This is a genomic window from Caballeronia sp. LZ034LL (genome assembly GCF_031451215.1).
Taxonomy (GTDB): domain Bacteria; phylum Pseudomonadota; class Gammaproteobacteria; order Burkholderiales; family Burkholderiaceae; genus Caballeronia.
In genome coordinates this window covers 824,611-846,567 of the sequence record NZ_JARUXR010000002.1, presented here as the reverse complement: position 1 = coordinate 846,567, position 21,957 = coordinate 824,611, and the positions used below count along the sequence as shown (strand labels likewise).

Sequence of the window (21,957 nt, the reverse complement as noted above, 5' to 3'; positions counted from 1 at the left end):
TGGGTGTATCGGCAAGCACGTGGCGTAGATTCACGCCATGTGCTCTCAGCTTTCCCAAGGCACACGCCGCGTGAAGCTCACGACAGATCCACGCCACGCGATTCCTTCATGTACCGCTTCCAGCGCGCGACCAGCATCAGCCTGCGTTCACCGTGCCGTTCATCGAGGAAGTGGACGCTCGCGATCCGGTCGGTCCTGAAGTGACGGAACGCCTGCCGCAACTCGCACCATGCCGCCAGCAGACGCGCGGCATCCGCATAGCCAATGAGGATGGGCCAGATCGTTCGCTCGCTCATGCGATCTGTTTCGTCGCGATAGCGGATCCGCAGCTTGCGGCCGTCACGGATCCACTCGCGCAACCGGCTCATGTCGAGCGTGTCGGCAGAAGCTGTGAGCGGCGCCACCGCGCCGATCGTCGGGTCCGCGATGAAGGGCCGGAGATGGTCGGGCACCGCGGCCGTGATCTTCGCGATGAGGTCATTCGCGGCGCGCGAGAGCACCGCGTCGCTACGCTGCGCAACCCATTGAGCGCCGAGCACTGCGGCCTCCAGTTCCTCGGCGGTCAGCATCAAGGGCGGCATGTCGTATTGGCGATCGAGTACGTATCCTGTCCCGGCCTCGCCGCGAATCGGCACGCGCTGCGCCATCAGGTCCGCAATGTCGCGATAGACCGTGCGGGTCGACACCTCGAGTTCCTCGGCGAGACTACGGGCGATGACGGGACGCCGTGCGCGTCGCAGGATCTGGATGAGCTGGAAGAGGCGGTCGGATCGGCGCATGCGTTCGCTGCTGACAACACGGTGGCAACAGCACCTTTGTAGGATGGCTGTGACGTCGCACACCATTCTGGTGCGATCCCATCACGGAGAAAACATGGACTTCGTTTCAACCCGCATTATCACCGACGACATTGCCGGACTCGTCCGCTTCTATGAACAGCTCGGCCTGACCGCCACGTGGCTGGCCGACGAGTTTGCAGAACTCAGGTCGCCGTCCTGCACGCTTGCGATCGGCACCACCCGAAGCATGCAGCAGTTCTTTGCCGGCGCTGCGGTGGGGGCGAGCAATCGCTCGGTCATCATCGAATTCCGCGTGGAGGACGCCGACGCCGATTACGAGAGGGTGCAGGCAATGGGCGCGCATATCGAGCAGGCGCCGATCACGCAGCCATGGGGCAACCGCTCGCTGCTCTTCCGCGACCCTGACGGCAACCTCATCAACTTCTTCACGCCGGTCACGCCGGAAGCATCGCAAAGGTTTGCGAGGAAGTAGTTCCTGCCTCTGGTCGAATAGTTGGTGCCATTGCACTCAACTTTTCCCGTTCAGTGCCGATAAGCGGAAAGTTCGTGCTGAGCGAAGGGGTTGAGCGATCATCGTGTTCGTGCATAAGCCAACGCCGTTGCAACCCGTCATCAGCACATGTCGCCGCAACTCATTTTGGCGGGGTGATGATGCTTCACAATTCGATCAAGTCCTCCTTCACTCCCGCCGACGCGGAAGCCATGGAGCGAACCGTGGGGCGGATCGCCTTTGCACCCGACGGCAGCATTCTTCGTGTGAACGAGCGCTTCCTGGAGCTCTTCGATTACCAGGGATGGGAACTCGTCGGACGCAATCGCAGCATCTTCCGGCCGCTCGCAGCGGGCGCCGCTGTGCGGGACGAGATCGATACGGTCCTTGAAACCGCCGAAGCCTTCTTCGGCGAAATGCAGCAGCTTAAACGCGACGGCTCGTCGTTCTGGACCGAGGTTTCCTGCATCCCGTTCGCGGCCGCGGACGGCACGGTCGGCGAGATCGTCATGCTGGTGCGCGACGTCACCGCCCGCATGATGTCGGCCGTGGACGACGCCGGCCAGATCGCCGCCATCAATACCTCGCAGGCCGTCATCCACTTCGCGATGGACGGCACCATCCTGCACGCCAACGAGAAGTTTCTCGACGCGACCGGCTATGGTCTCGATGAAGTCGTCGGCCAGCATCACCGCATGTTTGTCGCCGCCGACGAAGCCAGCGACCCGTCGTATGCCGCGTTCTGGGAACGCTTGCGCGAGGGTCTGCACGCTTCAGGCGAATACCGGCGCTTCAGCAAGGACGGCCGCGCCGTCTGGCTGCGTGCGACCTACAATCCGATCCTCGACCTCGAAGGGCGTCCGTTCAAGATCGTCAAGTATGCAGTCGACGTCACGTCGGAGAAGCAGCAGAACGCCGATTTCGAAGGGCAGATTGCGGCCATCGACAAGTCGCAGTGCATCGTGACCTTCGCGCCCGACGGCACCATTCTGGATGCCAACCGCAACTTCCTCGAAGCGGTGGGTTATACGGTGGAGGAACTCGAAGGCCGCCATCACCGCATGTTCGTCGATCCGGCCTATGCCCACAGTCTCGACTACGAGATCTTCTGGAGCGATCTGGCTGCAGGCCGTCATCGCAGCGGCGAGTTCCGGCGGATTGGCCGCGACAAGCGCGAGATCTGGCTGCAGGCCATCTATAGCCCGGTGCTCGACCAGGACGGCCGGCCCTTCAAGATCGTCAAGTACGCGACGGTCGTCACGCGCGAGAAGCTTCGCCAGGCAGACCATCAAGGCCAGATTGCCGCGATCCACAAGTCGCAGAGCGTCGTCGCCTTCAATGTCGACGGGACGATCCTCGACGCCAACGACAACTTCCTCGACCTCGTGGGTTATCGGCTGTCACAGGTTATCGGTCGTCATCATTCGATGTTCGTTTCGGACGAGGAGCGGGGCAGCGAAAGCTATGGGAAATTCTGGCAGTCGCTCGCCGCAGGCCAGTATCAGGCGGGCGAATTCAAGCGCCTTGGCCGCGATGGCCGGGAGATCTGGCTGCAGGCTTCCTACAATCCGATCCTCGACATGAACGGGCGGACCTTCAAGGTCGTCAAGAACGCCGTCGACGTGACCCAGCAGAAGCTGCGTCAAGGGGACTACGAAGGCCAGATTGCCGCGATCAACAAGTCGCAGAGCGTGGTCTCGTTCGACATGGACGGCAACGTGCTCGAAGCGAACGACAACTTCCTGACGCTGATGGGCTACACGCTTCGGGACGTGGTGGGCCGGCACCATCGCATGTTCGTCGACAAGGAAACCGCCGCGCATGCCGATTACGCACGCTTCTGGACCGAACTGCGCGCGGGCACGTTCCTGTCTTCCAAGTTCAAGCGCATCGCGGCGAACGGGGCGGAGGTCTGGATCCAGGCCTCCTACAACCCGATCTACGACCTGAACGGCAAGCCCTTCAAGATCGTCAAGATCGCCGCCGACATCACCGCCGACGTGTCCCTCGCCGCCGATTTATCGCGTGCCCAGAAGGAAGTGCAGCACGACCCGGCGACGGGCCTGCCGAACCGGCTCGGCCTGCGCATGTTCATGCGTCAGGTGCTCAAGGCGACCGACAGCGAACTTGCACTGTTCTATCTCGACCTCGATCACTTCAAGCCGATCAACGACACGTTCGGGCATGACGTGGGCGATCTCGTGCTGCGCACGGTCGCCGCGCGCCTGACGGGCGAGATGAGGGAAGGGCAACTGGTTGCGCGGATCGGTGGCGATGAGTTCGTTGTTGCCGCCTCGAATCTGGCGCGGCCGCAAGTCGTCGAACTCGCGGAACGCCTGATCGAGGCGGTGTCTCAGCCCATTGCTCATGGCGAACGGTGGCTGGAGGTGGGGCTTTCAATCGGTATCGCGCTGACGCCGCAGGATACGCTCGAAGAAGACGAGCTGTTCCGCTTCGCCGACGTCGCGCTGTATCGGTCCAAGGGCAACCAGCGCGGCACCTACACCTTCTACGCCGAGGATGCGGAAACCTCCGCCGAGACCGAACGGCATCTCGCGCATGACATGCTGATCGCGATCAAGGCGCGTGAATTCGATCTCGCCTGCAGCGTGCGCGTCTCGGCGACGAACGCGATCGCCGTCGAGGTTCAGCCGTGGTGGAATCATCCGACGCTCGGCCGGCTCGGTACGGAAAGTTATCTGCGCGTTGCGGAGCAGAGCGGGCTTGTCGTGCCGCTCGGAGAATGGGTCTTGCGCGAGGCCTGCAAGCTCGCCACGCGCCTGCCTGATGTGACGGTTTGCGTGCCCGTCTACCCCAAGCAGCTTCTGACGAGCGACTTCACCGAGACGCTGACACTGGCGCTGCGCGAGAGCGGCATCGACGCGAACCGCCTTGAACTGCGGCTCGAACGCGGCACCGCTCGCGTGAACACGGAAAGCCTGCGCGCCGATCTCGCCAGACTCAGGGCGATGGGTCTTCAGGTCGTCGCCGATAGCGTGCTGGCCGGCGAAAACGCGCTGTCGAACCGTGGCTCCTGGAGCATGAATCGGGTGATGGTCGACGCGCGCCTTGGCGCCTTGCTCAAGAGACAGCTTCATCCGCTGGCAGAGGAGATCGCCGGGATCGAGGCGGGCGACGCCAAGGCGACGACGAGCGGCAAGCGTTGCTTCGAGATCGACGCCACGGCGGCGCTGCGGAGCTTCGTGCTGCTCGATGCGACCAAGGCGTCGGAGCTGGCGGGCGTGCTGCGGGAGACGAGGAAGAAGCTGAAGGGTGAGGCGCGGGTTGAAGAGGGCAGGAAGCTGGCGAGGAAGGAAAAGGCGGCCTGACGCGCAGGGCCGTTGCGTTTGCATGAACGGGAATGGGCGCGTTCGATGCCGGTGGCCGACATCGGCTGAAGCAGGGGTATTGGGACGACGCCCACGATAGCAGGCACAATACGCAGCGCCGCCCGTTGCGGGTTGTCCGCGCGCGGCCGCCTGTTCCTCGTCCCCGCTCATCCATGACTGAAGCTTCTTCCAGGCAGAATTCGCCGCGTTTTCTGCTGTTGCTCGTGTGCCTGTTCGCGTCCGCCGGGCAACTCGCCATCGACATTTATGTGCCCGCGCTGCCCGCGATGGCGCGCTATTTCAGCGTGTCGGCGCAAGCCATTCAGTCGAGCGTGTCCGGCTATATGGCTGCCTACGCCATCGGCCAGCTCGTGCTAGGTCCCATCGCCGATGCCTACGGACGCAAGCACGTGCTTGCCTTCGGGCTGGTGGTCTATACCGTCGGCTGTCTGCTCTCCCTCACGGCGAACAGCCTCGAAACCTTCATCCTCGCACGCGTCCTGCAGGGCTTCGGCATCGCGGCCACCAACCTGCTTGCCAAGGCGATCATCACCGATTCGTTCAGTGGCCAGCGCTTGCTGCACGCGTTCACCTACATGTCGATTGCCTGGGGGTTCGCGCCGATCGTCGCGCCGGTCATCGGGGCGCACCTGCAGGAATGGCTAGGCTGGAAAGCCTGTCTGGTGTTCCTGCTGATCTATTCGATCGTGATGTGGGGGTTCGTCTGGCGATACCAGGAGACCTTGCGCAAGCCCGTGCATCTGGCGCCGCGCACGCTGATCAGCAATGCCGGGAAGGTCCTGGCAAGCCCCGTGTTTCAAAGCTGTTTCCTGGCGCAAGGCCTGTGCTACAGCATTCTGCTGGTGTTCAATATCGTTGGCCCGTTCATGGTGCAGAACACGCTGCACAAGCCGCCGACCTATTTCGGCTATCTCGCGCTGGCCATCGGCATGATGTATTTTCTCGGCGGCCTCTCGAACCGTTTGCACGGGCCGCGCTTTCCGAGCCCCGAAACGCGCTTGCGCCTGGGCTCGCGAATCATGGCAGGCGCCGCGATCGCGATGCTGCTCTTCTCGCTCACCGCGGGACTCACGGTCTGGTCGCTTGCCTTGCCCGTGCTCGTGATGGGCTTTTGTGCCGGGGCCATGTATCCGACCTTCATGGCGAAGGGCAACTCGCTGTTTCCGCATATTGCCGGTCTGACGAGCGCGATTCTCGGTTGCGCACTGCTGCTGGTTTCGTCCGTCATGATGGGACTGGCCGGCTTCGTCTCCGTGCAGATTCTTGCGCCGCTGGCGCTGTTCTTCGTCGCGATCGGCCTGACCGTGGTCGTGATGGTGAACCTGCTGCTGCGGCATCTGGAGCGAGCCGCGCGGGACGAAGCAGCGGTCAAGGCGGCGTGAACGCGGGCCGTACGCCGCTCGACCCGCGCACGGTCATCCCGTGGTTTGTGCTGCGCGGGCCCGGCCTTGCGCGAAGTGGCCCGGCTTGAGCGCCAGCACCGCGATGAGACTCAGCGCAATGCCGATCATCACGTAGAGCACGGGCGCCAACGGCGAACCCGTGAGCGCGATGAGCCACGTGACGAAGGTCTGCGCAAAGCCGCCGAAAATCAAAACGACCACGTTGTTGACCACGGCGAGCGACGTCGCGCGCGAACGCCTCGGGAACATTTCCGCGAGCGTCGTGCAATAGACGCCGAGGAAGGTGGCGCTTATCACGCCGATCACGATCTGCGCGACCAGCAGCCGTGAGACGGATGGCGCGGCCACGACCCAGGCATAGAGCGGATAGATTGCGACGAGATAGGCGGCCAGCGAGCCGACCAGCAGGGTCTTGCGGTCGTGACGATCGGACAGGGCGCCGGCGATCGGCGTGACGATCAGCATGACGATGGCCGCGATCATCTGCACCATGAAGCTCTCGGAAACGGGCAGCTTGAGCACCTGCTTCGCATAGGTGACGGTATAGCCGAACGTGACATAGAACGTGACCGTGCTCGCGACCACCATGCCCATGCCGATCAGATAGTCCGACAGTCCGCGCTTGACGGCGCTCGCATCCGCCGAGCGCGCATGCGGCGTTGCGTGGATGCGCGCGTAGGTTTCGCTGGCGTGACGGCGCAGATACACCGTCAGCGGCGCGATAAGCAGGCCGACGGCAAAGGGAAGGCGCCAGCCGCCCGCGATCTGCTGCTCGGGCGTGAACACCTGGGTGACCAGCACGCCGAGCGCGGCGCCCAGCATCGTCGACATGAGTTGGCCGCTCATCTGCCACGATCCATAGAAGCCGGAGCGCCTGGGCGGTGCGAGTTCGATCAGGAAGGCGGTCGAGGTGCCGAACTCGCCGCCGATCGAGAAGCCTTGCAGCAGCCGGGCCGCGAGCATCAGCAGCGGCGCGGCGACGCCCGCCGTGGCGTAGGTCGGTGCGAAGGTCATGATGGCCGCGGCCAGCGCCATGATGCCCATGCCGAGCGTCATGGCCGACTTGCGGCCGTATTTGTCGCCATAGAGACCGAGCAGCACGCCGCCCACCGGCCGCATGAAGAATCCCGCGCCGAACAGCGCGGTGGTCAGGAGGATGGCATTCAGGCTCGCGCCCGAATCGGCAGGTGCGGCGGGAAAGAACAGCTTGCTGATGAGCGGCGTCATCGCGGCGAAGATGGTGAAGTCGAACCACTCCATCGCATTGGCCAGCACCGCGGCCACGATGACGGGCTTCAGGCCAGGTTGAGTATCCATCGGCTATCTCGGGACAAGGTTGGAAGGACAGTCCGACTGCGTCGGATCATGCGGCCGGTGTCTGCCCGGGAAACACAGGCTCGCCGAGATTGAGCATCAGCCGGTTGGCCCACGCGAAGATGGCGATCGAATGGATGAGATCGAGAATTTCGGCATCAGAGAGACCGGCCTCGCGCAACGCGCGCAGATGACTGGGTTCGATGTTGTCCGGATGCTCGGTCAACGCGGCCGAGAAGCGGGCAATCGCTTGTTCACGGCTCGTCGTGCCGGCGCTGTGGGGATCGTCGAAGACCTGGCGGATGACGTCGTTGCGCTTGGCGAGCTGTTCGAAACGCTGTGCATGGACCGACGCGCAATACACACAGCCATTGATCCGCGATACCACGGTGGTCGACAGTTCCCGCTCCGCGCGAGGCAGGCCGCCGGGCGCGTACATGATCGCGTTGAACGCCGCGGAGCGCTGCCGCAGGATCTCCGGCTGATGCACCAGGAAGCGGTAGTAATCCGACTCCTTTGCCTTGGGGTGACTCTCTTCGAGGACGGCGATCTGTTCCCCGGTCGCCTGGTCGAGGTTCACGACGTCGAGCCATGCGCGCCATCCCAGTGACTCGTTCGTGAAGCCGTTCGAACGGATGAAGTCGGTCATGCTGCGCGCTCCAGTTGTGCAAAGGCTTGCAGACCCGCGACGAGGCGCGTCTGGTACGAGAGGAAGGCAATCAATTGCGCAAGCGCGACGACAGCGGGTGTGGTGAGTCCGGCAGCGGGCAGCGTCTGCAGGGCGGCCTCGTCGCCGGCGACCGGATTCTCGATCAACGTACGCGTGAACGCGAGGATTGCACGCAGGCGCGGGTCGGTCAGATCACCAGGCGTGCCGCGTTCCACGGTGGTGAGCGTCGCTTGATCGACATCGTGCGCAGCCAATTCGGCGCGGTAATGGGCGGCAAGCGCCGGCGAGGGCGTGAGACGGCTTGCGTAGAGCGCGACGAGCAATCGTTCGACCAGCGTGAGACCTTCGAGTGCAGGATCGAACAGCGCGTCGTAGCTGCCTTGGGTCGCGTCGACGACCTTCGCCCGCTGGTGCCGCAGCGCGTAAGTGCTCGAGTCGGGCGCGAGGCCCGCGACGCTATCGATCACGTCCTGATCAATGTGTTGTGTCATGTTCAACTCCCGAAAGCTTGCCCGGCAAGTGCCGGCGGCGGTGGCGCGGGCGTCCACTCGGTCCCGTCGACTTCAGGCTCCGCGAACGTCTCCATGTTGGCGTAATGCAATTCGACATCTTCCCGATAGAACGTCGCCGCGAGCCCCTGGGCAAGCCGCTTCGCTCCGTCGCTCACGGCCGGGATGTCGCCCGAGAGCGCGCCATGCGAGAGGGTCGCAGGCGCGCAGAAGCAATGGATGAGTTCCAGGCCGGGGCATTCGCCCGCGGTCTTTTCCTGGAATTCGAAGACAGGTCCGAGATCCGGCGAATCGGCAAGCTCGATGTCATCGTCACCGGCAGGCGGCGCGTAGCGGTCTTTCCATACGCGGACATGACGCGCGAACGGCGCGAACTCGGGACGGGCCGTCCAGTCGATACGAAAGCCCGTGCCGAACAGAAGGAAGTCGAGCGCGAAGTCGCCTTTCGGCGTATGGACCTGCAACGCGTTTCCGGTCACTTCGACATCGGTGATCGGCGTACCGAGATTGAAGCGCGCGTTGGCATGACGCGCTACACGCAGCGTGCTGCCGCGTGGCGGCGGCACCTGCTGCACGTTGATGTAATGGCGGATGCGCCACTTCCAGTCGTCGGGCAACACGACATGACCGTGCGTGAGGCCCGGATTGCCCGCGCCCTTGCCCTTGTTGATGCGGGGAATGTCCGTCCGGCGAATCAGCAGATCGACGGACGCTGCGCCCGCTTCGAGCGCGGTCGCCGCGCTGTCCATCGCCGATGCGCCCGCACCGATGACGCCCACGTGCTTGCCGCGCAGCGTGCCGTAGTCCAGCGCATCGGAGGAATGGGCATAGAAGCGGCGCGGCAGGTCGCGCACGAACGCGGGCACGGCGGGGCCGCCCAGTCCGTCGCGGCCCATCGCGAGGATGACGTGGCGCGCGTAGACCGTCTCGTTGCCCGCGGCATTCGTGACGGACAGCGCCACGCAACCGTCCGCGCGCGGCGTGATGGCGGTGATGCGGTGTTCATTGCGCACGTCGATGTCCAGCACATCGCGATACCAGCGCAGATAGTCCATCCATTGCAGGCGGGGGATCTTGTCGAGCGCGTCCCAGGCCTGTGCGCCGAACTGCGCTTCGAACCACGCGCGGAAGGTGAGCGACGGCAGGCCGAGCGCGGGGCCGGTGAGCTGCTTCGGCGAGCGGAGGGTTTCCATGCGTGCCGTGGTCGCCCACGGGCCTTCGAAGCCGCGCGGCGATTGATCGTAGATGACGGCATCGATGCCGAGATGGCCCAGTGCCGCCGATACCGCGAGCCCGGCCATGCCGCCGCCGATGATGGCGACGTTGACGAGCGCGTGGCCGTCGACGGTCCGCTCGGGGATCCAGCGTTTCGCGGGCAGTTCGAGCCAGGCGAGATCCTGGCGCAAGCGGGCTTCGAGCGCCGCGAGACCCGCGGTCGATGGAGTGCTCGGGTTCATCACAGCAAGTTTTCCTTGATGGCGGGCAGGTCGCCATAGAGCGACTGCAGGACCTGGGCGTGCTCGGTGCCCGCGCGCAGCGTGAAATCGGGAAGCAGGGCGCGGGCGGCGTCGGCGAGCGCGTCGACGAGGTTTGCGGCTATGGGCGGCAGTGGGGCTGCGTCGCGTGAGATCACGCCGAAGAAGTATGGGATGTCGGCGTCGATTGGACGGATTGTGATGCCGGTTAAGGGCGTGCCGTAGGCGGTGACCGGTTCGAGAACGGAGATGCCGAGGCCCGCGCGCACGGCGGTCAGTGCATTCAGCGACGAGTTTGTTTCGATCAGGTCTGTGGGTTTGACCGACGCTTGCGCGAATGCGTGGTCGAGACGGCGGCGCAGGCGATACGGGTTTTGCATCGTGACGATGGGGCGACCCTCGCAGGCTGACAGGGGTAGGCGGTCGTGTTGCGCTAGGGGATCGTTGTTGTGCAGCGCCGCTACGCACGCCGATTGGCCGATCCAGTGCACGAGCACGCCGCGATGTTCGAGTGGCAGGCTGGCTACGCCGATATCGGCCGCTCCCGTGAGGACGGCGTGCACCACTTGCTCCGGGGTCACGCTGCGTAACTGGATATTGCGCGCGGCGTTGGTGATCTGGACTTGGGCGAGTCCGAGCGGGACGAGGCCCGCAGCGAGTGCCGAGGTCGCGGCAATGCGTAACGGGCGACCGTCGCCACGCGCGATTTCGTCAGAGCGTTTCTGGATTCCTTGCAGGCTTGCAAGGATGGATTCGACTTCCTCGTAGAACTGGATGCCTTGCTCGGTTGGCGTGACGCGGGGGCCGTTGCGGGTGAACAGCGCGTAGCGTACGTCGGCTTCCAGGTCCTGGATCAGACGCGTGATGGCAGGCTGGGAGCGGTTCAGCAGGCGGCCAGCGGCGGTGATGCTGCCGGTGGTGACGACTGCGGCGAAAGCTTCGAGCTGGCGTAGGTCCATGCGGTTCGAGGTTGCGGGAAGGATGTGGTTTTCACATTCTGGCTCGTCAATAATGCGAATTACAAATAATTAATTGGAATATGGACATCACAAAGGCGGCGAGGGAGTTGCCGCATGTCACGGGGCGGTCGAATTGAGTGAGGGGTCGGATTGCACGCAATGCGGCGCCATGCCAGACGCTGAGCATGCATTAGATTGGGAGGCGGAGTTGGATCAAGAGCTGAACTTCCCCGTAGCGCTCCCGAGGCTGCGGACGACTCGATTCGCCAAGACCGTCCCACCCACAAAAAAAAAGCGGCGCCATCCAGCGCCGCCCCTTCCACAAACCGCCATCAAACCTCCTACCGCACCTTCCCCGCCTTCCAGGCCGACAACAACTGCTCATACTTCACCGTCTCCCCCTTAGGTTTCTCATTAGCGAGCCGCTTCCAGGGCGCGTGCTGATCGGACAGCCACTTCGACGGATCGCTCTGCGCATTGAGCTCCGGCGCACAAACCTTCATCCCGGCCCGCTGCAACCGCGCCAACACCTGATCCATCTCTTTCGCGAGATTGTCCATCGCAGCCTGCGGCGTCTTCTCGCCCGCGACAGCAGTGCCCACATTCTTCCACCACAGTTGCGCCATCTTCGGATAGTCAGGCACGTTGTTCCCAGTCGGTGTCCACGCGACGCGCGCCGGGCTGCGATAAAACTCGATCAGCCCGCCATACTTGTCCGCGTTCTTCGTAAAGTAGTCGCTATGAATATCGGAGTCGCGAATGAACGTGAGACCCACGATCGACTTCTTGAGCGACACGCTCTTCGACGTCACGAACTGCGCATACAGCCACGCGGCGGCCCGCTGATTCGGCGGCGTCGACTTGAAGAACGTCCACGAGCCAACGTCCTGATAACCGTTCTGCATGCCGTCCTTCCAGTAAGCTCCATGCGGAGACGGCGCCATGCGCCACTTCGGTGTACCGTCCGGATTCGTTACGTTGCCGGGCTTGAGCATCGACGCCGTGAACGCCGTGTACCAGAACACCTGCTGCGCGATCCGTCCTTGCGCAGGCACGGGACCAGCTTCGCTGAAGGTCATGCCTGACGCTTCTGGCGGCGCATATTTCTTGAGCCAGTCGATGTACTTGGTCGTCGCGTAGACGGCCGCCGGACTATTGGTGCCGCCGCCACGCGACACCGACGCGCCCACCGGATGACAGCCATCAGGCGTCACGCGAATGCCCCATTCGTCGACGGGCATTCCGTTCGGGATCCCCTTGTCGGCTTCGCCCGCCATGGAAAGCCAGGCGTCCGTGAAGCGCCAGCCGAGCGACGGATCTTTCTTGCCGTAATCCATATGACCGTAAACCTTCTCGCCGTCGATGTTTTTCACATCGTTCGTAAAGAATTCGGCGATGTCCTCATACGCGGACCAGTTGACCGGCACGCCCAGATCGTAGCCGTATTTCGCCTTGAACTTGTCCTGGAAATCCTTGCGTGCAAACCAGTCCGCGCGGAACCAGTAAAGATTCGCGAACTGCTGGTCGGGAAGCTGATAGAGCTTCTTGTCAGGCGCAGTCGTAAAACTGATGCCGATAAAGTCCTTCAGATCAAGACCTGGGTTGGTATATTCCTTACCTTCGCCCGCCATGTAATCGGAGAGCGGCACGATCACGCCATAGCGATAGTGTGTGCCGATCAGGTCCGAGTCCGAAATCCAGCCGTCGTAAATGCTTTGCCCGGATTGCATCGAGGTCTGCAATTTTTCGACGACGTCGCCTTCCTGAATGATGTCGTGCTTCACCTGGATGCCGGTTATTTCACTGAACGCTGCGGCAAGCGTCTTGGATTCGTAGGTATGCGTGTCGATGGTCTCAGACACGACATGAACCTCCTTGACGCCCTGCGATTTGAGTTTCGCCGCGGTGTCGATGAACCATTTCATCTCGTCCATCTGCTGCTGTTTCGAAAGCGTGCTGGGTTGAAACTCGCTGTCCACCCATTTCTGTGCCTCGGGCGTGCCCGCCAGAGCCTGGTTCGCGAAGGCGCCTGACACGATGCTTGCCGATGCCAGCGCGACGATCCGTCTCCTCTGATGCATGGTCTTCTCCTGTGTCTTCGGTGCCCCTTCGACCGTGTCAGCGCCCGCCGGGGGCATCAGCGGAACCGGCTTGCCAGTCTTCATTGCATGCGTCCGCGTGCTAGCCCTTCCACATGATCGCGAGCAACACCAGTACCGAGGCCGTGAAGCCCGGCCACGCACTCGAGCCCTCGGCGCTGATTCCAAGCCACGCGAGATTGACATACGCGGCCATCAACAGGCCGACGAACAGTCGGTCACCACGGGTTGTCGCGATAGGCAGAAAGCCCTTGCGTTCATGAGTGGGCGAGCGCAGTTCCCATACCGTCATGCCGCCCAGCATGACGACGATGCACCCAAAGAAAATCGCCACCTCGGGCGTCCAGTACATCCAGGTGAACATCACACTCTCCCCATCGCAAAGCCCTTCGCGATGTAGTTGCGCACGAAATAGATCACCAGCGCACCGGGAACGATCGTCAGCACGCCCGCCGCCGACAGCACGCCCCAGTCCATGCCGGCCGCCGACACGGTCCGCGTCATCACGGCAGCGATAGGTTTCGCATTGACCGAAGTCAGCGTGCGCGCCAGCAGCAATTCGACCCAGCTGAACATGAAGCAGAAAAAAGCCGTAACGCCGACGCCCGACTTGATGAGCGGCAGAAAGATCTTCACGAAGAAAGCGGGGAAGGTATAACCATCTATGTACGCGGTTTCGTCTATTTCTCGCGAGACGCCCGACATGAAGCCTTCGAGAATCCACACGGCAAGGGGTACGTTGAACAGCATGTGCGCAAGTGCGACGGCAATGTAGGTATCGGTCAGGCCGACGCTCGAATAGAGCTGGAAAAACGGCAGCAAGAATACGGCAGGCGGCGTCATGCGGTTGGTGAGCAGCCAGAAGAACATGTGTTTGTCACCGAGAAAGCGATAGCGTGAGAACGCGTAGGCGGCAGGCAGCGCGACCAGCACCGACATCACCGTGTTCATCAGCACGTAAATGATCGAATTGATATAGCCCCAGTACCACGAAGGATCCTTGAAGATCACCTTATAGTTATCGAACGTCACGTGCTGGGGCAACGTGGCGAATGTCGACATGGTTTCCTCGTTGGTTCGCAGCGAGATCGACAACATCCAGTAAAGCGGAATGAGCGCGAACAGCATATAGGCGACGAGCATCAACGTCCGCATCCAGCGGCGCTTATCCTGCATGGTCGTCTCCTTGTGCAGCGGGTCCGCCTTTGCCTACGCGGCTCATCCAGTTGTAGAGAATGAAGCACAGCAGCAGAATGATCAGGAAATAGATCAGCGAGAAGGCCGCAGCCGGGCCGAGATCGAACTGGCCCACCGCTTTCTGCGTCAGGTACTGACTAAGGAATGTCGTGGAATCACCGGGGCCGCCGCCTGTCAGCACGAACGGCTCCGTGTAGATCATGAAGCTGTCCATGAAGCGCAGCAGCACGGCAATCATCAGCACGCCGCGCATCTTCGGCAATTCAATGTAGCGGAATACCGCAAAGCGGCTTGCGCCGTCTATCTCCGCGGCCTGATAGAAAGCGTCCGGAATCGCGCGCAAGCCCGCATAGCACAACAACGCGACGAGCGGGGTCCAGTGCCAGATGTCCATCACCAGCACGGTGACCCATGCGGCCGTGGGGCTCGCCGTGTAGTTGTAGTCGAAGCCAAGACGATTGAGCCAGTAGCCAAGCAGTCCGATATCCGGGCGCCCGAAGATCTGCCAGATCGTACCCACCACGTTCCACGGAATCAGCAAGGGCATGGCAAGCACGATGAGTGCGGCCGATGCACGCCATCCCGAAGCCGGCATCGAGAGTGCGAGGCCCACGCCCAACGGAATCTCGAACAGCAGGACGCACGCGGAGAAGATGACCTGTCTGCCGAGCGCTTCGCGCAAGTCCGGATCCGTCATGATGTTGCGAAACCATTCCGTACCCACGAACACATGCTGCGTCGGTCCGATGATGTCCTGCACCGAATAGTTCACCACCGTCATCAGCGGCAGGATCGCGGAGAACGCGACGCAAATGAAAACTGGAATAACCAGCAACCATGCTTTCTGATTGACGGGCTTGTTCATCGCGCGGCCCGTTCGACGTTGCGGGTTTCGATTCTCTCGTCGTTGCAGAAGTACACGGTTTCAGGCGCAACGAGATGCAGCCAGACCGGTCCGTCGACAACCCGCACATGCGGTTCGATCCTCGCAATGAAAACATGGCCGTCGCATTGCGCGGTGACCAGTTGATAGTTGCCGAGCTGCTGCGCGTGCAGCACGCGCGCGTGCACCGCGCCCGTTCCCCCTTCCTGCGAGAGACGGACGAATTCCGGGCGAATCCCCAGCTTGAGCGCGCCGTTTGCCTGTTGTTGCGCGTTCCGTAGCGTCGCAAGGGTGCCGGGGTCGAGCGGCAAGCGTTGCGAGCCGATGGTCGCGCCATCGGCGTCGAGCTCGATCGGACACAGGTTCATGCCCGGACTGCCGATGAAGTAGCCGACAAAAGCGTGATCCGGCCGCAGAAACAGCGCATCGGCTCCCCCTTTCTGAACGACGCGGCCATTGGTCATGACCACGACTTCATCGGCGAAAGTGAGCGCTTCTACCTGATCGTGCGTCACGTAGATCAGCGTGAGCTTGAGTTGCTGGTGGATTTTCTTCAATTGGCGACGCAGCATCCACTTCATCGCGGGGTCGATCACGGTCAAGGGTTCGTCGAAGAGGATTGCCGCGACGTCCTTGCGCACGAGGCCGCGCCCCAGCGAGATCTTCTGCTTGGCGTCGGCGGCCAGATTGCTCGCCTTGAGCGGCAATTCGCGCGTCACGTCGAGGATATCCGCGACCTCATGAACCCGCTTCGTCACCTCTGCGCCTGACAACTTGCGATTGCGAAGTGGAAACGCGAGGTTATCGAATACGGTCATCGTGTCGTAGACCACCGGAAACTGGAACACCTGGGCGATGTTGCGCTGACGCGCGCTGAGCGCCGTCACGTCTCGCCCGTCGAACAGCACCTTGCCCTCCGACGGCTTGACGAGCCCTGAAACGATGTTCAGCAGCGTGGTCTTGCCGCAACCCGATGGACCAAGCAACGCATATGCGCCGCCATCGTCCCAGACCATGCTCATGGGTTGCAGCGCGTAGTCGTCGGCCGTCGCGGGGTTCGGTCTGTACGCGTGGGCGAGATTGCCAAATTCAATGCGCGCCATGGGCTGCCTCCGGGCGGGACACCAGCTGGGTCTCTGCGCCGAACACAAACAGTTCTCGGGGGTCGATGAAAACGTCGAGCTGCGTGCCGAGCTCGATCTGATGCACGCCCTGCAACTGCGCAACCAGGTTGACCGCGCCGGTCAGTGTGCGCACGTGCAGGTAGGTTTCGGAGCCGCTCAGTTCAGCGAGTTCGAGCCGGCACGGAACCGCAATCGCTTGAGAGGCCTTCGCCTGAAGACGCAGATGCGCCGGCCGGATGCCGATGCGGCACGTGCCGCTCAGAGCGGGACCGTGTCCGACCGGAACCTCCACACCGATCGGCAGACGCGCGCGGCCGTTGCCGCAGTCGCTGGTCAGCATGTTCATCGGCGGGTCGTTGAACACGGCGGCGGCCGCGACGTTGACCGGTGCGTGATAGACATCGAGCGTAGGGCCGAACTGAAGCACCCGGCCTTTATCGATAACCGCCGTATGGCCGCCCAGCAGTAATGCTTCGAGAGGTTCGGTGGTCGCGTAGACGACGGTGGTGGCGTCGTCAGCGAAGAACGTGGCCAGTTCCATGCGCAATTCTTCGCGCAGTTTGTAGTCGAGATTGACGAGCGGCTCGTCGAGCAGGACCAGCGACGCACGCTTGACGAGCGCACGCGCGAGCGCGCAGCGCTGTTGCTGGCCGCCTGACAGTTCGCCCGGCCGCCGCTCCAGCAAATGATCGATATGCAGTTTGGCTGCGACTTCCCGCACGCGCCGGCGGATTTCAGCAGGGTTGGTCTTTTGCAGACGCAGAGGCGAGGCGATGTTCTCGAAGACCGTCATCGCCGGGTAGTTGATGAACTGCTGATAGACCATCGCGAGATTGCGCTGGCGCACGCTGACGCCCGTCACGTTCTGGCCGTCGACGAGCACGCGGCCATCAGTCGGCCTGTCCAGGCCCGCCATCACGCGCAATAGCGTGGTTTTGCCGGCCTGCGTAGGGCCGAGCAGCACGTTCACAGCGCCCGGGACGAGGCGCAAATCCACGCCGTGCAAATGCGGTTGCCCGCCGGAAACGACACTGACCCGCTCCAGTTCCAGGACCAAATCGCTCTCCTTTGCGGCGTGCGCGACGCCAGTTGCGGAGGCGGCGCTTCAAGGTGGCGTCAATTGGGTTTCACATGGATTACGTGCAGCAGCCAAAATGTCCCTTTTGTTGGTTTGCGTTTAAATTGGGGTAAACCTTACGACAGGTTTTAGCGGTCGGCGCGAGACTGATTTTGGGCGTCTGGGGGAGAGGCGGCGCGCTTCTCGTTTCAAGTCTGAGGAGCGGGTGGATGAGGCGGATCGCCTCTCGCTGCTGCTGTATTGGCAGCCAGCGGCGGACGCGCGGCAGGGCGCCTGCGTGATGAACGCCGAAGCCTTGCTGTCGCCGCTATCGAGCATGGCGGGAATCGCTCTGACCTGTCGACGGGACAAACGCTGCATCGTGACTGCTTGCTATTGCCGGGGCTTCAACCGCGTCAGGCAAACGCATCCGCCACATGCAGCACGTGCGCATAGACAGCACCCGCGCGCAGCACCACGGCAATCGCATACGCTTCATCAAGCGCCTCGCGTGGCGCGCCGGCTTCGAGCGCCTGTGCGTGAAAGACCCGTCGGCGCGCGTCATTCGATTGTGTGTACGCGGCTGCGGCCGCCGTGACCCACACCAAGGCCGGCGTCAGCGCATCCGTCTCGAACACCTGTTGCACGAACCGTCGTCTCGCTTCGGCGATGCCTGAACCCGCGACCGCGTCATCGTCCTGTACCACGAGCGTGCCTGCATCAACGGACACGACTGCATCACCCAGCGATGCAAGCGCGGCGCTCAGATAGCTGATCGCCACCGCTTCAGCCGCGCTGGCGCCGCCGTGACGAGCCAGCTCGGCGTGATGCTCGATGCAGAACGCACAGCGCGTGATCTGCGCGATCGCGACCGCCACCAGATGCTTGTCCTTCTCGCTCAGCGCGCCGGCCTTCCAGACCGGCGCCGACAGCGCGCGAAACGCCTTCGGCGCGACATGTTCGCGTTCGAGCCGGGCCAGGATGCGTGCTTCTTCCGTATGAGAGCGTGCGTGACTCATGACTTTCCTTTCGTGTAATGACGGCGCTCAGCCCGGACTGGCGACAGCAGGATCGACAGGCGGCTTTGGAGCGCGCAGTGCGCCGCGTGCGGCCGGATCGACGGCGGCCAGCACCGCGATGAGACTCAGCAAGCCGAGCGCACTGATATAAGCACAGATCAGCCAGGGCGTGTTGCCGCCCACGGCCAGCAATGCGGCAGCGACGAACGGCGTGAGGCCGCCGGAGAGCAACGTGCCGATCTGATACCCCAGCGAGATGCCGCTATAGCGCACTTCCACCGGAAACTGCTCGGCGAACCATGCAGCGCCGGGCGCGTAGATGGCGGCATCGAAGACGGCGAGTTCGATCGCGAAGACGAGCGGCAGGTAACGCAGATCGCCATGATCGAGAAACCAGAAGAACGGCCAGACCAGCAGGCTGGTGCCCACCACGGCCCAGATGGCCGGACCGCGCCGCCCGATGCGATCCGTGAGCGCGGCCCACAGCGGCGTCGCGATCACTGCGAACGCCGATCCGACGATCACCGCAGTCAGCGCATATGACGCGCCGCCGCGCTTGAGATTCAGATAGCTGATGGCATAGGTCGTGACGATCGCATACATGGCCGGTTGCAGCAGACGCAAGCCTATCGTGACGAGCAACGCGCGCCGGTGGTAACGCAGCACGTCGGCAACCGGTGCGCGGCGAATGCGGCCTTCGTTCTGCAGGGCAACGAAAGGCGCGGGTTCGTCGATGCGCGATCGAACGAACGCGCCGACCGCCACCAGCACGACGCTGAACAGGAAGGGGATGCGCCAACCCCAGTCGTTGAACGCTTCGACGGAGAGCGTCGAGCGCACCGCGAGAAAGGTCCCGGACGCGAGCAGCATGCCCGTCGCCGATCCGACCTGCGTGAACGAGCCGAGCAGCCCGCGCCGGCGCGGCGCCGCGTGCTCGACCGACAGCAGCGACGCACCGCCCCATTCGGCGCCGGTCGCGACGCCTTGCAGCAGGCGCAAGATGACCAGCAAGGCGGTCGCGAGCAGACCGGCGCTCGCGTAGGTCGGCAGCAGACCGGTCAGCACCGTGGCGACGCCCATCAACACGAGCGAGAGCACCAGCACGCGCTTGCGGCCGATGCGATCGCCGAAATGACCGGCGAACACGGCGCCCAGCGGCCGCGCGAAGAAGCCCACGCCATAGGCGGCGAAGGAACCGAGAATGCCGGCAAGCGGGTTGGTGGCAGGGGGAAAGAACGTGTGGCTGAAGATCAGCGCGGACGCCGTGCTGTAGATGTAGAAGTCGTACCACTCGATGGTGGTACCGATGAAGGCGGCAAAAGCGACGCGCGCGGTACCGGCGCGCGCGGTCGTTGAAACGTGCGGGGATGACATGATTCAGTGGTGACGGACTTGAACGCAAAGGCGAGATTGGAGCATCGATCAGGCGCGCTGCGAACCAATCGTTTGTGCTTTGCATAGACGCGGGAGCGCGAAGGCTCGCGCTGCACCGCAAGCCGCTACCTCACTGAAGCGGAGATCGGCAAGGCGTCGCGTCGCGGGATCGAGGGTTGTGCGCCATGATGTTGAACGCACACGCTCGCGGCGATCTGAGCGTGCGCCATCGCGGCGTCGAGCGTGCAACCTGCCGCCAGTTGCGCGGCAAGCACGCCGACGAAGGTGTCCCCCGCAGCGGTCGTATCCACGGCGCGCACCGGCAGTGCCGGATGATGCGCGCCCTCGACGGCATCCCCGATCACATAGACCCCGCGCGCACCCAGCGTCACGATGACATGCCGCGCGCCCGCCCGATGCAGCGCCAGCGCGGCGTCCTCGGCGTTCGGCAAGCCGTCGGCCAGAATCGACGCTTCGCTCTCGTTCGGCACCAGGTAATCGATGAGCGGCATCCAGTGCAGGGGCAGTGGCTGCGTCGCGGGTCCCGGGTTGAGCACGGTGATCTTGCCGAGCCGCCGCGCCGTCGCCAGTGCCGCATGGACCGTGTCGGGCGGCGTTTCGAGCTGGCACACGACGACATCGCAGGCACGGAAGCGGTCGGTCTGCGCGAGCACGCTGGCAGGCGACAGCGCCGCGTTGCTGCCGGACGCCACCACGATGCTGTTCTCGCCCGCCTCCGACACGGTGATCATCGCGATGCCGGTCGGATGCGTCTCCGACACCTCGATCCCCGCGCAATCGATGCCTTCCGCCGCCAGTTCCCTGACACGCTGCGCACCGAACGCGTCGCGCCCGGCGCAGCCGATCATCGCCACGCGCGCGCCCATGCGCGCCGCCGCGATCGCCTGATTGGCGCCCTTGCCGCCGGGCACCGTTTCGAATGCATGCGACAACACGGTCTCGCCCGCCTGCGGCAGACGCCGCGTCCGCGCGACGAAATCCGTGTTGATGCTGCCGATCACGAGCACGCGTCCCGGCTGGCCCGCTGCGGTCACGTTGGTCTTCGCGTGCATCAGACGCGCGGCACCGCTGCCACGCCGATGCGGAAGTTGCCGCGCGTGTCGCCGCTTTCCTGATCGCGCGCTTCGTAGCGCTGCTGCACGACGCCGTTCTTGCCGAAGCCGGGAATCATCGAACGCGGCGAATTGCGGCGCAGCCACAGACGCAGCAGATGACGGCGGCGCTGCGGTTCCGGAAAGTCCCTGAAGCGCGTGCGCGAATGCAGGGCGGCGTAATTGGACAGCCACTGGATATCGCCGGGGCGGAAGTCCATCGGCAGCGACATGCCCGGTTCGTGCGTGATCTGTTCGAACAGGTCGAGCACTTCCCGCTGTTCGGGCGTGAGACGCGGCACTTCCGGATAGTCCTGCGCGGTCAGGATATACAGCGATCCCGCATACATGCTGAAGGTGCCGTCGACGAAACTGACGATGGGCGACACATATGTATTCGCCGGCGCGTTGTGATCCTGACGACGCCAGTCCCAGTGGAACGGTTCGAGCAGCAGCGGCGCCAGGTCCGGACGGCGCCTCAGAATCTCGTTGTAGATCTCCGCGCCCGACACGATGATCGACGCGCCGCCTTCGAGCGCCGGACGCAGGCACATCAGCGCGACCACATCGGAGCTGTCGGAGTGGAAGGGCAGCAGGTCGCGGATCTTGGCCGAGAGCGCGTCGGGGTCGTCGAGCGACTTGTCGGACGTGGCGTAGACGTGATCCAGCAGATCGCCGAGTTCGTTCTGGCGGATCGGATCGCCCATGTGCAGGCCGAGAATGTAGTAGATCGCGGCCGACATCGCATCCGAGTACAAATGCGTGCGCAGTCCGCGTGCGAGCACGAAGCCCGTGCCTTCGTCGATATCCCGGCACCATTCCTCGACAGCCCCCGCGCATGCCGTCAACGGATAATCCGCCGCCTTGACGAAGCGCAGGTCCGGATCGTCCTCGACGAAGCGCCGGCCCAGCGCTTCCAGTTCGCCGATCTGTTCCTCGTTCAGGTGATAGATCCAGTCGTTCTTGTCAAGGAGCCGGTCGCCGCGCCATGCTGCGGCGCCGGTGACAGGAGACAGCGCTACGGAAGTCGTCATGATGGTCTTGTGGGAGTGGTCACTGAGAAGCGTGATCGTCGATCACGAACGTATCATGGCCAAATTCATGCGGGCCTTCTTGACCGCG

19 protein-coding genes are annotated in these 21,957 nt (G+C 63.4%); 3 read left to right on the top strand and 16 right to left on the bottom strand.

Annotation, left to right across the window (positions count from 1 at the left end):
- Positions 1-77: 77 nt before the first annotated feature.
- A complete protein-coding gene (locus tag QCE83_RS18290; RefSeq protein WP_309813803.1) occupies positions 78-779 on the bottom strand; it encodes a YafY family protein in 702 nt (233 codons plus the stop codon).
- On the opposite strand from QCE83_RS18290, the gene QCE83_RS18285 reads away from it, so the two are divergent.
- The 3 genes from QCE83_RS18285 (at position 778) to QCE83_RS18275 (ending at position 6,022) form a co-directional block, all read left to right on the top strand.
- Positions 778-1,272 carry a VOC family protein gene (locus QCE83_RS18285; protein ID WP_309813800.1) on the top strand — a complete coding sequence of 165 codons (495 nt, stop codon included), beginning with the start codon at positions 778-780 and terminating at the stop codon, positions 1,270-1,272. The genes QCE83_RS18290 and QCE83_RS18285 overlap by 2 nt on opposite strands.
- A gap of 176 nt (positions 1,273-1,448) precedes the next feature.
- Positions 1,449-4,619 carry a PAS domain S-box protein gene (locus tag QCE83_RS18280; RefSeq protein ID WP_309813798.1) on the top strand — a complete coding sequence of 1,057 codons (3,171 nt, stop codon included), beginning with the start codon at positions 1,449-1,451 and terminating at the stop codon, positions 4,617-4,619.
- Between the two features lie 173 nt (positions 4,620-4,792).
- On the top strand, positions 4,793-6,022 hold the full coding sequence (locus tag QCE83_RS18275) for a multidrug effflux MFS transporter (RefSeq protein ID WP_309813796.1): 1,230 nt from the start codon (positions 4,793-4,795) through the stop codon (positions 6,020-6,022).
- A 33-nt stretch (positions 6,023-6,055) separates the two neighbouring features.
- Here the strand turns inward: QCE83_RS18275 and QCE83_RS18270 are convergent, their stop codons facing one another.
- From QCE83_RS18270 to QCE83_RS18200, 15 genes are all read right to left on the bottom strand, one after another.
- Positions 6,056-7,360 carry an MFS transporter gene (locus QCE83_RS18270; RefSeq protein ID WP_309813793.1) on the bottom strand — a complete coding sequence of 435 codons (1,305 nt, stop codon included), beginning with the start codon at positions 7,358-7,360 and terminating at the stop codon, positions 6,056-6,058.
- A gap of 46 nt (positions 7,361-7,406) precedes the next feature.
- Positions 7,407-8,006: a peroxidase-related enzyme gene (locus QCE83_RS18265; RefSeq protein WP_309813790.1), complete on the bottom strand. Its 600-nt coding sequence runs from the start codon at positions 8,004-8,006 to the stop codon at positions 7,407-7,409.
- The gene (locus QCE83_RS18260) at positions 8,003-8,518 is read right to left on the bottom strand and encodes a CMD domain protein (RefSeq protein WP_309813786.1); all 516 of its coding nucleotides are present in this window, start codon (positions 8,516-8,518) and stop codon (positions 8,003-8,005) included. The genes QCE83_RS18265 and QCE83_RS18260 overlap by 4 nt, the downstream gene beginning before the upstream one ends.
- 2 nt (positions 8,519-8,520) lie before the next feature.
- Positions 8,521-9,993, bottom strand: coding sequence for an NAD(P)/FAD-dependent oxidoreductase (locus QCE83_RS18255; protein WP_309813782.1), 1,473 nt, complete (start codon positions 9,991-9,993; stop codon positions 8,521-8,523).
- Positions 9,993-10,970 carry a LysR family transcriptional regulator gene (locus QCE83_RS18250; RefSeq protein ID WP_309813779.1) on the bottom strand — a complete coding sequence of 326 codons (978 nt, stop codon included), beginning with the start codon at positions 10,968-10,970 and terminating at the stop codon, positions 9,993-9,995. Before QCE83_RS18250 ends, QCE83_RS18255 begins: the two co-directional genes overlap by 1 nt.
- 341 nt (positions 10,971-11,311) lie before the next feature.
- Positions 11,312-13,051, bottom strand: coding sequence for an ABC transporter substrate-binding protein (locus QCE83_RS18245; RefSeq protein ID WP_309815474.1), 1,740 nt, complete (start codon positions 13,049-13,051; stop codon positions 11,312-11,314).
- A gap of 100 nt (positions 13,052-13,151) precedes the next feature.
- Positions 13,152-13,433, bottom strand: coding sequence for a DUF2160 domain-containing protein (locus QCE83_RS18240; RefSeq protein ID WP_309813777.1), 282 nt, complete (start codon positions 13,431-13,433; stop codon positions 13,152-13,154).
- Positions 13,433-14,245 carry a carbohydrate ABC transporter permease gene (locus tag QCE83_RS18235; RefSeq protein WP_309813773.1) on the bottom strand — a complete coding sequence of 271 codons (813 nt, stop codon included), beginning with the start codon at positions 14,243-14,245 and terminating at the stop codon, positions 13,433-13,435. The genes QCE83_RS18240 and QCE83_RS18235 overlap by 1 nt, the downstream gene beginning before the upstream one ends.
- Positions 14,235-15,131: a sugar ABC transporter permease gene (locus QCE83_RS18230; RefSeq protein WP_309813770.1), complete on the bottom strand. Its 897-nt coding sequence runs from the start codon at positions 15,129-15,131 to the stop codon at positions 14,235-14,237. The genes QCE83_RS18235 and QCE83_RS18230 overlap by 11 nt, the downstream gene beginning before the upstream one ends.
- Positions 15,128-16,252, bottom strand: coding sequence for an ABC transporter ATP-binding protein (locus QCE83_RS18225; protein WP_309813765.1), 1,125 nt, complete (start codon positions 16,250-16,252; stop codon positions 15,128-15,130). Before QCE83_RS18225 ends, QCE83_RS18230 begins: the two co-directional genes overlap by 4 nt.
- Positions 16,239-17,330 (bottom strand): ABC transporter ATP-binding protein, encoded by a 1,092-nt coding sequence (locus tag QCE83_RS18220; protein ID WP_309813761.1) that lies wholly within the window; start codon positions 17,328-17,330, stop codon positions 16,239-16,241. The genes QCE83_RS18225 and QCE83_RS18220 overlap by 14 nt, the downstream gene beginning before the upstream one ends.
- A gap of 416 nt (positions 17,331-17,746) precedes the next feature.
- Complete coding sequence (locus QCE83_RS18215; protein WP_309813759.1) at positions 17,747-18,349, bottom strand: carboxymuconolactone decarboxylase family protein; 603 nt, start codon at positions 18,347-18,349, stop codon at positions 17,747-17,749.
- A 27-nt stretch (positions 18,350-18,376) separates the two neighbouring features.
- A complete protein-coding gene (locus tag QCE83_RS18210; protein ID WP_309813756.1) occupies positions 18,377-19,723 on the bottom strand; it encodes an MFS transporter in 1,347 nt (448 codons plus the stop codon).
- 125 nt (positions 19,724-19,848) lie between these two features.
- Entirely contained in the window at positions 19,849-20,796 is a 948-nt protein-coding gene (gene rbsK / locus QCE83_RS18205; protein WP_309813753.1) for a ribokinase, read from the bottom strand.
- Positions 20,796-21,869 (bottom strand): TauD/TfdA family dioxygenase, encoded by a 1,074-nt coding sequence (locus QCE83_RS18200; protein ID WP_309813751.1) that lies wholly within the window; start codon positions 21,867-21,869, stop codon positions 20,796-20,798. The genes rbsK and QCE83_RS18200 overlap by 1 nt, the downstream gene beginning before the upstream one ends.
- Positions 21,870-21,957 lie beyond the last annotated feature (88 nt).

Excerpts from the sequence above, each read along its gene's own strand:
- QCE83_RS18285 (WP_309813800.1), top strand. The coding sequence starts at position 778 with ATGCGTTCGCTGCTGACAACACGGTGGCAACAGCACCTTTGTAGGATG.
- QCE83_RS18290 (WP_309813803.1), bottom strand. The coding sequence starts at position 779 with ATGCGCCGATCCGACCGCCTCTTCCAGCTCATCCAGATCCTGCGACGC.
- QCE83_RS18280 (WP_309813798.1), top strand. The coding sequence starts at position 1,449 with ATGATGCTTCACAATTCGATCAAGTCCTCCTTCACTCCCGCCGACGCG.
- QCE83_RS18275 (WP_309813796.1), top strand. The coding sequence starts at position 4,793 with ATGACTGAAGCTTCTTCCAGGCAGAATTCGCCGCGTTTTCTGCTGTTG.
- QCE83_RS18270 (WP_309813793.1), bottom strand. The coding sequence starts at position 7,360 with ATGGATACTCAACCTGGCCTGAAGCCCGTCATCGTGGCCGCGGTGCTG.
- QCE83_RS18265 (WP_309813790.1), bottom strand. The coding sequence starts at position 8,006 with ATGACCGACTTCATCCGTTCGAACGGCTTCACGAACGAGTCACTGGGA.
- QCE83_RS18260 (WP_309813786.1), bottom strand. The coding sequence starts at position 8,518 with ATGACACAACACATTGATCAGGACGTGATCGATAGCGTCGCGGGCCTC.
- QCE83_RS18255 (WP_309813782.1), bottom strand. The coding sequence starts at position 9,993 with ATGAACCCGAGCACTCCATCGACCGCGGGTCTCGCGGCGCTCGAAGCC.
- QCE83_RS18250 (WP_309813779.1), bottom strand. The coding sequence starts at position 10,970 with ATGGACCTACGCCAGCTCGAAGCTTTCGCCGCAGTCGTCACCACCGGC.
- QCE83_RS18245 (WP_309815474.1), bottom strand. The coding sequence starts at position 13,051 with ATGCATCAGAGGAGACGGATCGTCGCGCTGGCATCGGCAAGCATCGTG.
- QCE83_RS18240 (WP_309813777.1), bottom strand. The coding sequence starts at position 13,433 with ATGTTCACCTGGATGTACTGGACGCCCGAGGTGGCGATTTTCTTTGGG.
- QCE83_RS18235 (WP_309813773.1), bottom strand. The coding sequence starts at position 14,245 with ATGCAGGATAAGCGCCGCTGGATGCGGACGTTGATGCTCGTCGCCTAT.
- QCE83_RS18230 (WP_309813770.1), bottom strand. The coding sequence starts at position 15,131 with ATGAACAAGCCCGTCAATCAGAAAGCATGGTTGCTGGTTATTCCAGTT.
- QCE83_RS18225 (WP_309813765.1), bottom strand. The coding sequence starts at position 16,252 with ATGGCGCGCATTGAATTTGGCAATCTCGCCCACGCGTACAGACCGAAC.
- QCE83_RS18215 (WP_309813759.1), bottom strand. The coding sequence starts at position 18,349 with ATGAGTCACGCACGCTCTCATACGGAAGAAGCACGCATCCTGGCCCGG.
- QCE83_RS18210 (WP_309813756.1), bottom strand. The coding sequence starts at position 19,723 with ATGTCATCCCCGCACGTTTCAACGACCGCGCGCGCCGGTACCGCGCGC.
- rbsK (WP_309813753.1), bottom strand. The coding sequence starts at position 20,796 with ATGCACGCGAAGACCAACGTGACCGCAGCGGGCCAGCCGGGACGCGTG.
- QCE83_RS18200 (WP_309813751.1), bottom strand. The coding sequence starts at position 21,869 with ATGACGACTTCCGTAGCGCTGTCTCCTGTCACCGGCGCCGCAGCATGG.